Annotated in this window: 12 protein-coding genes; 7 read left to right on the forward strand and 5 right to left on the reverse strand. The window is 40.8% G+C overall.

Annotation, left to right across the window (positions count from 1 at the left end; translation table 11 throughout):
- The first annotated feature begins 1 nt into the window (after position 1).
- The 5 genes from R2Q78_RS15105 to R2Q78_RS15125 all read left to right on the forward strand — a co-directional run bounded on the left by R2Q78_RS15105 (position 2) and on the right by R2Q78_RS15125 (position 6,834).
- A complete protein-coding gene (locus R2Q78_RS15105; RefSeq protein WP_316793341.1) occupies positions 2-1,906 on the forward strand; it encodes a RagB/SusD family nutrient uptake outer membrane protein in 1,905 nt (634 codons plus the stop codon).
- Between the two features lie 17 nt (positions 1,907-1,923).
- Complete coding sequence (locus R2Q78_RS15110; RefSeq protein WP_316793342.1) at positions 1,924-2,370, forward strand: DUF5018-related domain-containing protein; 447 nt, start codon at positions 1,924-1,926, stop codon at positions 2,368-2,370.
- Positions 2,371-2,482: 112 nt separating this feature from the next.
- Positions 2,483-3,877 carry an alpha-L-fucosidase gene (locus R2Q78_RS15115; protein WP_316793343.1) on the forward strand — a complete coding sequence of 465 codons (1,395 nt, stop codon included), beginning with the start codon at positions 2,483-2,485 and terminating at the stop codon, positions 3,875-3,877.
- Between the two features lie 21 nt (positions 3,878-3,898).
- A complete protein-coding gene (locus R2Q78_RS15120; RefSeq protein ID WP_316793344.1) occupies positions 3,899-5,458 on the forward strand; it encodes a sulfatase in 1,560 nt (519 codons plus the stop codon).
- On the forward strand, positions 5,455-6,834 hold the full coding sequence (locus R2Q78_RS15125) for an alpha/beta hydrolase fold domain-containing protein (protein ID WP_316793345.1): 1,380 nt from the start codon (positions 5,455-5,457) through the stop codon (positions 6,832-6,834). The genes R2Q78_RS15120 and R2Q78_RS15125 overlap by 4 nt, the downstream gene beginning before the upstream one ends.
- On the opposite strand, the gene R2Q78_RS15130 is transcribed toward R2Q78_RS15125, so the two are convergent.
- The 4 genes from R2Q78_RS15130 to R2Q78_RS15145 form a co-directional block, all read right to left on the reverse strand.
- Positions 6,831-7,847, reverse strand: a complete 1,017-nt coding sequence (locus R2Q78_RS15130) for a zinc-binding alcohol dehydrogenase family protein (RefSeq protein ID WP_316793346.1) — start codon at positions 7,845-7,847, stop codon at positions 6,831-6,833. The two genes, R2Q78_RS15125 and R2Q78_RS15130, sit on opposite strands and share 4 nt — an antisense overlap.
- 21 nt (positions 7,848-7,868) lie before the next feature.
- Positions 7,869-8,630 carry an SDR family NAD(P)-dependent oxidoreductase gene (locus tag R2Q78_RS15135; protein ID WP_316793347.1) on the reverse strand — a complete coding sequence of 254 codons (762 nt, stop codon included), beginning with the start codon at positions 8,628-8,630 and terminating at the stop codon, positions 7,869-7,871.
- Positions 8,631-8,647: 17 nt separating this feature from the next.
- Positions 8,648-9,736 carry a mandelate racemase/muconate lactonizing enzyme family protein gene (locus R2Q78_RS15140; RefSeq protein ID WP_316793348.1) on the reverse strand — a complete coding sequence of 363 codons (1,089 nt, stop codon included), beginning with the start codon at positions 9,734-9,736 and terminating at the stop codon, positions 8,648-8,650.
- 68 nt (positions 9,737-9,804) lie between these two features.
- Complete coding sequence (locus R2Q78_RS15145) at positions 9,805-11,244, reverse strand: alpha-L-fucosidase (RefSeq protein WP_316793349.1); 1,440 nt, start codon at positions 11,242-11,244, stop codon at positions 9,805-9,807.
- Between the two features lie 227 nt (positions 11,245-11,471).
- Between R2Q78_RS15145 and R2Q78_RS15150 the strand changes: the two genes are divergently transcribed.
- Together R2Q78_RS15150 and R2Q78_RS15155 are read left to right on the forward strand one after the other, a co-directional pair.
- On the forward strand, positions 11,472-12,350 hold the full coding sequence (locus R2Q78_RS15150) for an AraC family transcriptional regulator (RefSeq protein ID WP_316793350.1): 879 nt from the start codon (positions 11,472-11,474) through the stop codon (positions 12,348-12,350).
- A gap of 58 nt (positions 12,351-12,408) precedes the next feature.
- Positions 12,409-12,810, forward strand: coding sequence for a hypothetical protein (locus R2Q78_RS15155; protein ID WP_316793351.1), 402 nt, complete (start codon positions 12,409-12,411; stop codon positions 12,808-12,810).
- 33 nt (positions 12,811-12,843) lie between these two features.
- Here the strand turns inward: R2Q78_RS15155 and R2Q78_RS15160 are convergent, their stop codons facing one another.
- Complete coding sequence (locus R2Q78_RS15160) at positions 12,844-13,905, reverse strand: LacI family DNA-binding transcriptional regulator (RefSeq protein WP_316793352.1); 1,062 nt, start codon at positions 13,903-13,905, stop codon at positions 12,844-12,846.
- Between the last annotated feature and the right edge of the window lie 20 nt (positions 13,906-13,925).

Genomic DNA, 13,925 nt, shown 5'->3' on the forward strand with positions numbered 1-13,925 from the left:
GATGAAAACAAAATATATAAATAGCAGTATAGGATACATTGCCATAGCGATTTTGGCCTTGTTTGCTGCTTGTAAAAAGGATTTTTTAAGTACTACTCCTCCAGACAAGGTTGTGGCAGAGAACTTTTTTAATACTGCGTCTGATCTAAAAATCTACCTCAATGCGATGTATGAAAACCGGATGCCGGTTTATAACGCACAAACTAATGTTAATAATGTGATGCTTGATTTAAGATCTGATGTGCTGATCAGTTCTAACATCATAACTCCTGAGTTAAATCAGGTGAGTGCCACAGGTGTAGCAGGTAATGGTACGGCCAGTGATGGCTGGGCGACGGGCTTCCGGAACATCAGACAAGACAATTATTTACTTCATTACGCTTTACCGAAAGTTGAAAAGACACCCGCTTCAGCCCATTTTCTTGGTGAAGCATACTTTTTTAGGGCATTGGATTATTTTACCCTTTTGAAACAATATGGAGATTTGCCAATTATCACTGATCTGATTGCCGATGATGATATTGCTAGTCTATATATGCCGCGTCAATCAAGGTATGATGTTGTAAAACAAATCATCAATGACCTTGATGCCGCGATCGCCGGGCTGTTTCCCAAAGGGCAGGGCGAGGCAGTAGCCGGAAGAATAAATAAAGAAGCTGCCATCGTACTCAAATCCCGTGTGGCATTATATGAAGGTAGTTGGGAATATTATCATGGCCGAAAAGGAACCCCGTTTGCCGTAGTGGGTAAAGACGGAAGTGAATTTTTGGAAATGGTAGAGCCAGCGATGCTGCAGTTGATCACGTCACAGGGTGCCAGGATATTCAGAACAGGGGCAGAACCCTATAATCAACTTTTTGCACAAAACGATATGTCAACTGTCGACGGTGTTTTTTGGTACCGCGTATATGATCCAACCAAAACCTCATTTTCTCACAATTTCTACACGAAAGTAATTGACAATGCAGCTTCTATTACGGATCACCTGGTGGATCAGTATCTAAACAAAGACGGATCGCCGCAGGTGGTGCCCTCGAGTTATGGAGAACTGAATACTTTGTCGACCCAATTAGACCCAAGATTTAGACAAACCATCTGGACTCCGGACCGGGGGCCGGCGGGTAAAATTCCTGGACGCGAGATTTTTACGCTAAATTTACGCTATCCAGTCAATGCACCTGTTCTTTCGGTAGCAAACAACTTTATCTCTACCGGATATAGAAACTGGAAGGGAGCCATTTTAACTTCAGCAGTGCCAGCTCGTGATGGCGTTGATGATATTTTGATCCGCTATGAAGAAGGATTGTTAAATCTGGCAGAAGCTAAAGCCATTCTGGGAACTATTACGCAAGCCGATATCGATAAAACAGTAAATGTAATCAGGAGCAGGGTGGGCATGGCCAATATGAGCTTGGGTGCAGTAACTGCTTTTCCTCCTTCAGCTTATAAAGAAGAACTTGGATTTTCTACTTCAGAACCAAATATTGTGAATGAAATACGTCGTGAAAGAACCATTGAGCTTGCATTGGAAGGTTACAGGCTAGACGATATTAAACGCTGGGCAGTATATGACAAAACGATTAACGGTTACACACCCAGAGGGGCACAATTGCAAGAGTTTTTGTCTTACTTTAATGATCCGGCTAAATTAACGGCTGATGGAACCAGTGTAGCTGGAATTAACTTTCCGATACTCATCACTTCCGGTGCAACACAAAACGTTTCCGCTTTTGCGGCAAGTGGCCGTATGAACCCTTATTTCAAATCGCCTCAATTTCAACAAGGTGCTCAGGGCTTTTTTATTGATCCTTCCAGAGACTACCTTTCATTTGTACCACAGGCTCAAATACAATTGTATAAAGCGCAGGCTAACGTAACACTAACACAGAACCCAGGTTGGAAATAATTTAAAATATTTGAATCATGAATACTAGAAAATTTTTAGCAATCCAGATACTCATTGTATTATTTTGCTTCGCCTGTACAAAGCCCCGTATTGAACCGGATGATTCGGTTTATGGCGATAAGGCTTTTGTAAACTCGATCAATACTTTTTACTATAAAGAAGTTAAATCCAACTTGAACTATGGCGAACAAGTTGCTGGTTATCAAAAGCTGACAGTAACCAATACCCAAACTGTTGACCGGAACAATAGCAAGGTAAACGTAGTACTTGCCAAGGTAACAGATGTTAATTTAACAAACATTGGCATTGCGATAAATACCGACGCCCAACGAGTTGAACCCATAAATGGTGCACCTACAGCAGGTCTGATCGGGGATTTTTCAAAGGGTCCTTATGTGTACCGTCTTCATTCAGCAGATGGGGCCACAAGAGACTGGACGATAAGCTTTTCCGTCGCACCCTGATTTTTTTGTTGATTCAGTCCAAACTGGCGAAGCTATTTCGCCAGTTTGGATTTCTTTCCGGCCAAACCGTTACATTAGTAGTCACTGAGGTTATAATAAATAGATCATAACAATGTTTAGATATATATTCACATTTTTAATTTCTTCATTTTTTTGCAGTGCTGTTTTTGCACAAATGCAGCAAAGACCTGTTCCAAATGCACAACAGCTGGCCTGGCAAAAGGCCGAACTAGGTGTTGTATTTCATTACGATTTACACATATTTGACCTGTCAAAATATGTGCAAAGCAAAAACAGGAGCATACCTGTGTACGACTATAATATTTTCAATCCGAAACAACTGGATATGGAACAGTGGGTACGCTCAGCAAAAGCCGCCGGGGCCAGGTTCGCGATATTAACAGCTACCCACGAGACAGGTTTTGCTTTGTTTCAGTCAGATTATAATCCTTATAGTTTAAAAGCTGTTAAATGGAGAGATGGTAAAGGAGATTTGGTAAAAGAATTCGTTGATGCTTGCAGGAAACATGACATTGAACCAGGAATATATCTTGGCATACGCTGGAATTCTTTCTTCGGAGTACATGACTTTAAAGTAAATGGAACAGGAGAGATGCAAAAAGAAAGACAAAAATACTATAACGCAATGGTTGAAGGTATGGTGAAGGAAATTTGTACCAAGTATGGTGAGCTGTTTGAGATATGGTTTGATGGTGGTGCAAGCAGTCCGGAAAAAGGTGCACCAGATGTACTTCCTATCGTAAAGAAATACCAGCCAAATGCTTTATTTTACCATAACGAACAGCTGGCAGAAGCAAGGTGGGGCGGATCAGAATCTGGTACTGTTGGTTACCCATGCTGGTCTACATTTCCCTATCCTGCAACTGGTGCTGGGGAAAGCACCGGTAAGAATATTTCAGCAAATGGCTACGCCTTGCTAAAGAATGGGGATCCTAATGGAAAATATTGGGTTCCCGCTATGTCTGATGCTCCTTTACGCGGTGACAACAACAGACATGAATGGTTTTGGGAACCTGGAGATGAAAATACTGTTTTCCCGCTCGAGAAGCTGGTAGATATGTATTATAAATCAGTGGGCAGGAATTCAACATTGATCCTGGGATTGACGCCAGACAATACAGGGCTGATGCCGGAGGGGGATGTAAAGCGACTCGCCGAATTTGGGAATGAAATTAATCGTCGTTTTCATACGCCGCTGGCGGACGTGAAAGGAACGGGGAAGATCACAACAATTAATCTGGCAAAGGAATCTGATGTAAATCATATTTCGATAGGAGAAGATATATCTAAAGGAGAACGGATCAGGAAGTATAAAATAGAGGCCAGGATAAACAATAGATGGAAACCTATATGCGAGGGAACGTCTGTCGGCAACAAAAGAATACAGATGTTTGAAAATGTTAAGACTAAAGCGATCCGGTTGATAGTTGAAGAAAGTATTGCTGAACCCATCATTGATTCTTTCAAAGTGTTTAACGTTCAATAAAATAACAAGGTTAACTTACTCATGAGGAATTTCAACAAAAGCCTTCTAACGATTATACTCATCGCTTGTGTGCAAAAGATACAGGCGCAGGCACCACAGCGACCAAATATTATTGTCTTTTTAATTGACGATATGGGTTGGCAGGATACCTCTTTGCCTTTTTGGAATAAAGTAACGCCTTTAAACCAGCGTTACCATACACCGAATATGGAGCGTATGGCCAAAGAAGGTATGAAGTTTACCAATGCCTATGCCGCACCGGTATGTACTCCGAGCCGGACAGCGATGCTTTCGGGACTAAACCCTGCACATAGCGGCATTACCAACTGGACCGATACTGAAAAGAACAGGAACACAGATGCTCCGGATAATCAGTTTTTGCCGGCAAATTGGAATTACAATGGTCTTAGTCCGGTGGCGAATATTGAAAAGACAGTTCATGCCACGCCTTTTCCGCAATTATTAAAAGAAGCAGGTTATTTTACCATACATGCCGGAAAAGCGCATTGGGGATCTTCTGGAACGCCAGGTGCAAATCCCTATAATATGGGGTTCATGGTTAACATAGCGGGAAACTCTGCCGGCAATCCACAAAGCTATCTGGCCAAAGAAAACTATGGCAATATGCCTGGTAAAGCAACGTCAAGAGCAGTACCTGATATGCAGGAATACTATGGCAGCGATGTGTTTCTGACGGAGGCGCTGACAATGGAGGCGCTAAAGGCATTGGATGCACCCATTAAAAATAATCAGCCATTTTACCTGAATATGTCACATTATGCAGTTCATGTACCCTTGCAGGCCGATAGGAGGTTTTTAAAAAGATATTTGGAAGCGGGCTTAGATACTGTTGAGGCTTCTTATGCCAGTCTGGTAGAGGGCATGGATAAAAGCCTTGGAGATATCATGGACTTCGTGAAACGAAAAGGTATAGAGAAGAACACGGTGATTATTTTTATGAGTGACAATGGAGGCTTAAGTCTTACAAAGGCCGGAGAGCGGGGCGGCAATAAAAATAATATTCAAAATTTACCTTTAAAAGCCGGCAAAGGGTCGGTTTATGAGGGCGGTATCCGCGAACCAATGATCGTAAAATATCCAGCTATGGTAAAATCCTCAACAGTCGCAAATCAATATGTAATTATCGAAGATTTTTTTCCAAGTATATTAGAACTGGCGGGAGTAAAAAATTACAAAAACGTACAGCATATAGATGGGGAAAGCTTTGTGCCAATCCTTAAAAACCCTTCATTCAGCAATAATACCCGGACACTGATTTGGCATTATCCGAACAAATGGGGCAATATCGAAGAGATAGGTATGAATTATTTCAGTGCGATTCGCCAGGGTGACTGGAAATTGGTCTACAACCTGCGTAATGGAAAAAGCGAGCTTTACAACCTAAAGAGCGATATTGGAGAAGCCAAAGATTTGGCGGCCGAAAACCCTCAGAAAACAAACGAATTGACTAATATGCTTGGCACACAACTCAAAATGTGGAATGCACCTATGCCTGTTTACAAAGCCAGCCAGCAGCCTGTTGCATGGCCTGGTACAAAATTACAAACTATAAAACCATGAGATCCTATCTTTCCTACAGAAACATTATTTGTGCCGCTGCATGCTGTTTATTGCTGTTCTGTGATACTTTAGCTTTAGGACAAACCATAAAATTAACCGGAACTGTTAAAAATAAAAGAGAGGTTTTACAGGGAGCGAAAATCAAAGTAAAACAAACCGGCAAATATGTCGTGACGGATGCTGATGGATGGTTTGAAATTGACGCCGATCCGGATGAGTTACTGCAAATTTCTGCAAAAGGCCACCAAAGTGAGACCATAAAGGGTGGTAATCTGTCAATTATTAACGTAGTATTGGCTGTAGATTCGGTCTCTCTAAAAAAGACTTTGACAAAAAAGATAAAGGAAACTGAACCTTATGCCCATTTTTTACAGGCAGAAAAACAGGCCGTCATCAGATCCACACCTGCATATGAAGCGGCAAAATGGACTTACTTAAAGGATGTATATATGGAGCATCCACATGTCCAGAGTCCTGAAAAGTCCCTGGTTACATTCATAACATACTGTAAAGCACAAAATTTTTTGAATGAGCATGAAGCCAAATTTGTAAAAGCCGCCCGTACATTAGGGTTTGAGCTCATTACTGATGCTAGCCCCGTAAATATGGAGGCGATGATCTCCAATTCATCAGCTCATCGTAATATTACCTATACTACGCCTAACGGCTATGGCCAAAAACTTGACTTGTTTTTGCCTAAGGGCAAGTCTGCAATGCCTGTTCCCTGCATTGTATTTATACACGATGGTGGATGGGCGGTACATAAACGGGCATGGTTTGAAGCCCACGCCAGGTACATGGCTGGTAAAGGATATGTTACTGTTAATATCGATTATCGAATGTTAGATGCGGTTACTCCCCTTCAGTGTGTTTATGATGCGAAAGCTGCGGTACGATGGGTAAAGGCAAACGCCCGAAAATTCAATATCGACACGAACAGGATAGGCGCTTGCGGCGCCTCGGCAGGCGCTCAGCTGGCTGCAATTTTGGCCACCACTGGCAACGATCCTCTGTTAGACGGCGATGTGGGTAATCTTAAGTTCTCCAGCAGAATACACGTCGCAGCTGGTTTTGCGACGCCAACCCTAACTGGCAGAAAAACCTGGCCTATAGGAAATACAAGCAGCTTGCCAGATTGGTTTGAGAAGATTTCTCCTTACAGGCACGTTACTTCAGACGACGCTCCAATGTTGTTCATACACGGTCGTGAGGATAACACGGTAGCGGTTGAAGAAGCTATAGATATGTACAACCTTTATAAAGAAAAGGGGGTGTTGACAGAATTAGAAATTAAGGAGGGCAAGGGCCATGTGTTTTATATGGATATGACTGTAGTAGATGGCGCCTATAATTTTTTTAAAAAGGTATTTAATTAAAAGTCTATAATGGCTTTGATCACATTTTCTTCAGGGAGGTATAGCTTTTTAAAATCGTTGATCAAATGATCGAATGCGATGCGGTGAGTAATGTACCCCCTGGTATTGATGGTGCCATTTTTAAAACCTGCTATGACCTTTATAAAATCTTCAGCAGTTGCGGCCCTGCTGGCTCTGACAGTAAGTTCCTTCCTATGAAAATTAGGATCATTAAAAACAACATCACCTTGAAATAAGCCCACAAAGACAATGGTACCACCGGCAGCAACGTATTCAAAACTTTTTTCCATTGAATTTTTATTACCACTGGCGTCGATCACTACCGTTGGCAGGTCGCCATCCAGTAAATGTTGAAGTTCGTTAAGTATGTTATCGTTTAGCAAAAGTGTTTTGGTTGATGCAAAGTTCTCTTTTACATAGGCTAACCGATGTGTATTTACATCAAGGGCAATAACCTTTGCTCCTTTTAAGCTGGCCATTGCAATTACAGTAATACCGATTGGTCCTGTGCCTACTACCAAAACCAGGTCATCTGCTGTTATTTCTGCTCTTTCTACAGCATGGCTTCCAATTGCAAATGGTTCTACAATTGCAGCCTGGTCTGGTGTAAGTCCATTGGCGTTATGCACTTTTTCACCCTGATATATAAAATACTCCTGTAAGGCACCATCTTCGTGTACACCAAGCACGGTCAGTTTGCTTCCACAGGTAGTTTTTCCCCGCCTTACAGCCTGGTCTACCGCTGCGTTTCGATAGGGTTCAATGCTGCACAGATCCCCTGGTTTAAGATGAGTAATGCCCTCGCCAATTGCTACGACTTCGGCAGCTATTTCATGTCCTAAAATACGGGGATAGGAAAAAAATGGCTGTTTACCTTTATAAGCATGCAAATCTGTACCGCAAATAGAAATGTGCTTGATTTTCATTAGTACTTCGCCTTCTTCCGGTAAATGGGGTAGGGGTTTTACAATTGCTTCAAACTTACCTGGTTCTTTTAATATTATTGCTTTCATTATAATTTATAGGCGAGTATTTTAAAAATTGACTGAGGCGCCTCCATCTACAGGTAAGACTACACCGGTAATGTATCTGGCTGCAGCGGATGAAAGGAAAACAGCGGCATGACCGACATCATCGACAGTGCCAAAGCCATCCATCGCAATTCGATTTGTTATTTTCTGTTTACGTTCAGGATCTGAATTAATCGCGCTTAAAAACATAGGGCTTTCTATCCAACCTGGGGCAATGGTATTTATCCTGATGTTATGGGCTGAAAATTCAGTAACCAGATTTTGCATTAAACCTGTTAGCGCTGCCTTGGAAGTACCATAGGCAGATACCCGATCTATACCAAACATCCCAGCCATAGAGCCAATAAAAAGGATAATTCCGTTTTTGCGACCAGCCATTTTTCTAGCACAGGCTTTGCTTAAACTAAACACACTCAGTAAATTGGTTTGTATGATGTTTTCAAACTCCTCATCACTGGTATCCAAAGCCCATTTTTTAAGGTGGATACCGGCATTATTCACCAAAATATCAATTGGTGCAATAGTACTTTCTATCTCCTGAATTAATTGAGGAATTGCTGATTTTTGCGTTACATCAAACGTTATTACTTTACAGTTTTCGCCAAGTAGTTTTTGGGCTTCCAATAGTTTCTCAGTATTTCTACCAGTGATGACCACATTTGCACCTGCATTGATCATCGCCTGGGCAATGCCAAAGCCAATACCAGTACCACCACCGGTTATTAATGCAGTTTTTTTTGTCAGCGAAAATATTCCTGTTCCCATCTTAGTCAATTGAGTAATTATTTAATCTCGTTTAAATGCTCATCTAAAAACCTAAAACCCCAACCTGCTTGTTGATGTGGGTAGGCGTAGCCATCTTTGACGAGCATCGGGTTATCAATTAAAGTATCTATCCAATCGAAACTTTCTACCCCAACACCATTTGCAATGGTACATACCAGAGGTACATCATAGTCTTTGTAGTAATGCGGGAGTACCGGTATTTGGTAAGCGGCGGCAATCGCCGCACTATCACGCCATGCGTCGACCCCGCCAATGCGTAAGATATCTGGCTGCCAGATATCAATGGCGTTTCTTTTAGCCAGTTCTACTAAAGGCATTGTATCGTATTCTCTTTCTCCCATAGCTAAAGAAATACCCGTTTGTGCCTTTAAGCTTTGATACCCATCAAAATTCTGATGGTTTAGAGGTTCTTCAAACCAATAAATATTTAATTCAGCAGCTTTACGGGCCAATTGTATTGCCTGAGGTGTTTGCATGCCTTGATTCGCATCCATCATAATATTTAATTCGTTTCCGACAGCGTTTCTTACCAATTTTAACCGCTCTACATCTGTTTGCCAATCGGGCGAACCTACTTTTATTTTTACTGCCTTAAAACCTCGGTTTTTATAATCACTTACTTCTTCGATCAACTCATCTGCAGTATAAGAAAGCCATCCGCCACTGCCGTATATGGCACATTTTTCCCGGTGCAGGCCAAACATATTCCAAATGGGAACATTTAAAGTACGCGACCAGGCGTCCCACATAGCAATGTTTATAGCCGCAGCAGCCCACTTATTTATTCCGTTATTACCAAAATATTCCGAGTTGTGTTCAAGCTTTGTCGCTATTATTCCCATTTGATTCGCTTCAAAGCCAATTACGTTAGGCAAAGCATCTTTTAAGGCACCTAAAATGGCATTTGGAGAATATTGGAAAGATAAAAGATAGCTTTCTCCGATAATGCCATTCTCAAGTTGAAGCCTTAATACGAGAAACGATATTTCCGTTAACGTATGTGTAGCATCAGCAATGGGCTTTTTAAGTTTGCATTTTGCTGAATAGATATTGTAGCTTTTTATTTTTGATGATGAGGTACTCATTCGGTCTTATTAATTTTTATGAAAAACTTCTTCCATACCGTTCCTTTTTTTTTCAGGGGGTGGTAGTATCAATTGCCCAGACCGACTTCGCTGATCATGGCTTCTTCAATAGCGTCTAAAATTTCCAGCTTGATAAACCTTGTTTTGATACGGGTAAATGTGCTTACTTTCAGGTTGGATGTTTTGTCCCAGTTGGCTGCTTTAATTTGTTGAAAAGTCTGATTGTCTGTTGACGCAGATAGTTGGTATTTGGTTATTGTCCCACGGTAGCCTTTTAATTGTGCTGGGAGGTAATAGAATTTGCTCACTGTTTGTTCGGTTCCTAAATCTAGGATGAGGTAACGGTTTTTCTCCTGCGAAAATTTCCAGAAGGTTTGAAAAGCACCAAATCCGCCACGATCTCCTACCAGATCGCTTATTCCGTCAATCATCACACCGGCTGTTTTTTGATTGAGCAATGCAGCGATAGGAGAACCTGTGCCGGCCGGACCGGCAGGTTCTGCGAACGCCTGTCCGTCGGAAGATGAAATTGATTTTACATCAAGGTATTCCAGTGGAATAACAGGTTGTTTTGGCAATGGAAGCCTCGCAGAGAGTGGTTTCCACAACTTACCTACCGCCTTAAGATGTGCTACTACCTGTTCATCAAAAAGACCGTCACGGTTTGGGCCGATATTGATCATGTAATTGCAATATAGCGGAACCACACGCTGCAATTTATCTAAGGTATAATTCACGCTTTTTACCTGCTGTGCCGCACCTGGATGCCAAAACCAACCATTGGTGAGGGTAAGCGCCATTTGCGAAGGATAAATGTTGTTGCCTTCCGGGTAAACACCCTTTGGACCTTCATAATATACGATGTCTGTTTGTAAGGGACTGTTTCCATTATGTTCAGCTATCAGACAATTAGGTTGCAATTTTTTTATGTGATCATAAATACGTTGATAGGAGATTGCTTTGTGACCCATTTTCCAATTCCATCCGTCAAAAATAATCATCGGTATTTCCCCATACTTGGTCAGTAATTCAGTAAGCTGGTTCATGACAAACTCTTCTTCTTTTGCTCCGCCATTTTCTACCCCATTATGGCGATCCCATATGGAAAAATATAAACAGGGCTTTAAGCCCTGACTACGGAAAGCATTAACGTATTCCGCAACTACATCTTTTTTTACCGGGCTATTGGCTACATCATAGTCGGTATATTTCGAATCCCAAAGGCAAAAACCATCGTGGTGTTTAGTCGTCAAAATACCATAAGTCATTCCGGCAGCCTTGCATGCTTTAGCCCATTGGCTACAATCTAACTTTCCGGGATTAAATTCTTTTGGACTGTGGTTTGGATTTGCCCATTCTTCATCGGTAAAAGTCCCCATGTTAAAGTGTAACATTACCCCAAACTGCAAATCAACAAAGTTGGATTGCAATTGATGTAAATTGGATTGAGCGATTGCATTGCAGACAAAAAAAAGAAGCCCAATGAGGATTATTTTATATTTTCTCATTTATTGTAAATTATTTAGAAATACATACAAGTATTGCATAGCATCTTGTTGTGAAAGCATGCACATACTATTTGGTAATTTTAAAGCTAATTTATTGATGAGCCGGTGAAATAACTAAATGCTGATTTGCTAATGCTAATGCTATATTAGCCATGTTGTATAGAATGTGGTTAATTACAGATAATTTAGAATATATTTCTAACTTGCTTTTGAATACGCCTGAAACAATGAAACCCATATTTGCTAAAATACTTGATGGAAAAACAAATGATACCTATGGTATAAAAGTAGTCGATGCACCATATTTTGGTACTGATTTTCATTTCCATGAAGAATGTCAGCTGGTTTATCATATAGAGAGTGAAGGGCGGGTGATGATAGGGGATAGCATCGCCAATTTTGGTGATGATGAGTTGATTTTTGTTGGTTCTAATTTGCCGCATGTATGGCACAACAGCAAACAGTATTTCAGCAACCTGCCTACAAACACACATGCAAGGTCGGTTTCGCTTTTTATCCATCCTGAAAAAATATTGGACACTTTTAGAGAGCCGGAGAACATACAACGTATAAAGAGTTTTTTTCAGCTAGCGAGGCGGGGAATGAAGTTCGGTGGTGATGCTAAGAGGGAAGTGAGTCAGGCGCTAGTGAAACTTCTAGCTGAAACCGAAGAAATCGGGCGTTTGATAGGCGTATTAGAAATTCTAAAACTGCTGTGTGATGCTAAGGATTATCAGTTGCTAACGAGTCCCGGTTATACCAATAACTATCAGTTAAAAGACAATGATAGAATGGACAAAATTTTGAAGTATATTTTTGATAATTTTAACCAGGATATTTTGCTTAGCCATGTTGCTGAAGTTAGTAATATGAATAAACAGGCTTTTTGCAGATATTTTAAAAATCGTACGCAAAAAACTTTTGCCACTTTTGTAAACGAAGTAAGAATTGGCCATGCTTGTAAATTAATAGCAGAAACTGACTTGCAGATCAGCGAGCTCGCCTACCATTCAGGCTTTAGCAATCTTTCCCATTTTAACAGGTTTTTTAAAATGGCGAAAGGGGTTACACCAAAGGAATATAAGAAGATGCTGGTCGGTGTTTAGCTGCAAAACAATAGGTCGTAAATTGAAAAAATAATAGATAGTTACCAAATAAACCATCATGGCTGAGTTAAAGATTGAATTTTCTGGTGTTGATTATAAATCGCTTGAAACCGGGGAAATTGGGATAACAGATTTTTTAAGTAAGGTATTACCCCTCGCGATTGAAGATGTGGTTAAGCCATCAAATGAACTGGTTCATCGGCTGCTTTCCTATCATTCAGATGAAGGTGGGGCCGTTACCATAACTAGAATTGAGTTGGATGATGCAAATTATGACACGGATAAAAAAGTTGGCAAAGTTGATTTTAATTATCATTTAGCTTATCATTTTGCCTGTTCCTATAGCGATACTGACTATGAAAAAAATGACAAAGTTGATTTTTCAATAGATACAGAAAACGGGGTAATTACTTTTGTTTTCCTGGATTTAAATACCAGATCAACAGCAGAAGAGTTTTAGTCTTATCCGGTTGCTGTTATTCTTAAATGCGACTTAGCTGGAATCTCTTATGATAAGCGTTGTTTTTAAGACTACTGTATTTGCCTTCCATTTATCCGGATCCCGCGCTATTTGTTCGATTAGCATAGACACTGCTGTACGGCCCAGTAATTCTATTGGCTGTGCCACAGTAGTAAGCTGGGGCTCTATAAAAGTAGAAACAGAATCATTACTAAAGCCCACCACAGCAATATCTTCGGGGATTTTTAATCCTTTAATTTTGAGGTGTTTGATAACTTCAACTGCGGTCGTATCGTTTATGCAAAATAAGGCATCTGGTCTGGGTTCCATCGCTAAAAAATGATTCACATATATCTTAACCTTACCAGGATTTAGGTCGTAACTAATCACCAGGTCATCATCGGGTGCAATATTATATTTTTTTAAAGCATCAAAATATCCTTCTTTTCTATTCTTGCAGACTTTTAGAGTTTCAGGACCGGTAAGGTGGCCAATCCTTTTTTTTCCAGTCTTAATCAGGTGTTCCACGGCCGCAAATGCACCTAATTGATCGTCTACAATAACCTTTGGTGCCATAATTTGGTCGCACACCCTATTGAACAAGACAATTGGTATCCCTCTTCGTTCAAATTGCTTTAGGTGGTCAAAGTTTTGAGTTTCTTTGGTAAGGGATATCAACACTCCGTCCACCTGGTACTGAAGCATTACCTTAGTATTGGCTACTTCAGTTTCATAGTTTTCGTCCGATTGGGCTATGACCAAATTATATCCCGCTTCTTTTGCAGCTTCCTGGGCACTCATGATTACCTGCGGAAAAAAAGATCTGTGAAATTCGGGAACGATAATACCGAGAGTAAGGGTCGCATTACGCATGAGGTTCACCGAAAACATGTTACGTTGGTATTCAAATTCTTCAGCAAGCCTAAGTACCTTAGTCCGGGTTTGTTCGTGTACATTGGGGTGACCAGATAAAGCCCTGGAAACCGTAGATTTGGAAATACCGAGTTCCCTGGCAATATCAATTATGGTTACCTGATGCTTTTTCATCTGTTTAAATTTGTTTTCTTTTGTGATGAAGCTATCAGATTTTTTCATACCACTGTGTGGTTTGAAAA

Origin of the sequence: Pedobacter frigoris, from assembly GCF_032678645.1 — a bacterium.
Taxonomy (GTDB): domain Bacteria; phylum Bacteroidota; class Bacteroidia; order Sphingobacteriales; family Sphingobacteriaceae; genus Pedobacter; species Pedobacter frigoris_A.

Coding starts and splice junctions, on each gene's coding strand:
- R2Q78_RS15140 (WP_316793348.1), bottom strand. CDS start 9,736: ATGAGTACCTCATCATCAAAAATAAAAAGCTACAATATCTATTCAGCA.
- R2Q78_RS15135 (WP_316793347.1), bottom strand. CDS start 8,630: ATGGGAACAGGAATATTTTCGCTGACAAAAAAAACTGCATTAATAACC.
- R2Q78_RS15155 (WP_316793351.1), top strand. CDS start 12,409: ATGGCTGAGTTAAAGATTGAATTTTCTGGTGTTGATTATAAATCGCTT.
- R2Q78_RS15105 (WP_316793341.1), top strand. CDS start 2: ATGAAAACAAAATATATAAATAGCAGTATAGGATACATTGCCATAGCG.
- R2Q78_RS15125 (WP_316793345.1), top strand. CDS start 5,455: ATGAGATCCTATCTTTCCTACAGAAACATTATTTGTGCCGCTGCATGC.
- R2Q78_RS15145 (WP_316793349.1), bottom strand. CDS start 11,244: ATGAGAAAATATAAAATAATCCTCATTGGGCTTCTTTTTTTTGTCTGC.
- R2Q78_RS15150 (WP_316793350.1), top strand. CDS start 11,472: ATGAAACCCATATTTGCTAAAATACTTGATGGAAAAACAAATGATACC.
- R2Q78_RS15160 (WP_316793352.1), bottom strand. CDS start 13,905: ATGAAAAAATCTGATAGCTTCATCACAAAAGAAAACAAATTTAAACAG.
- R2Q78_RS15120 (WP_316793344.1), top strand. CDS start 3,899: ATGAGGAATTTCAACAAAAGCCTTCTAACGATTATACTCATCGCTTGT.
- R2Q78_RS15110 (WP_316793342.1), top strand. CDS start 1,924: ATGAATACTAGAAAATTTTTAGCAATCCAGATACTCATTGTATTATTT.
- R2Q78_RS15130 (WP_316793346.1), bottom strand. CDS start 7,847: ATGAAAGCAATAATATTAAAAGAACCAGGTAAGTTTGAAGCAATTGTA.
- R2Q78_RS15115 (WP_316793343.1), top strand. CDS start 2,483: ATGTTTAGATATATATTCACATTTTTAATTTCTTCATTTTTTTGCAGT.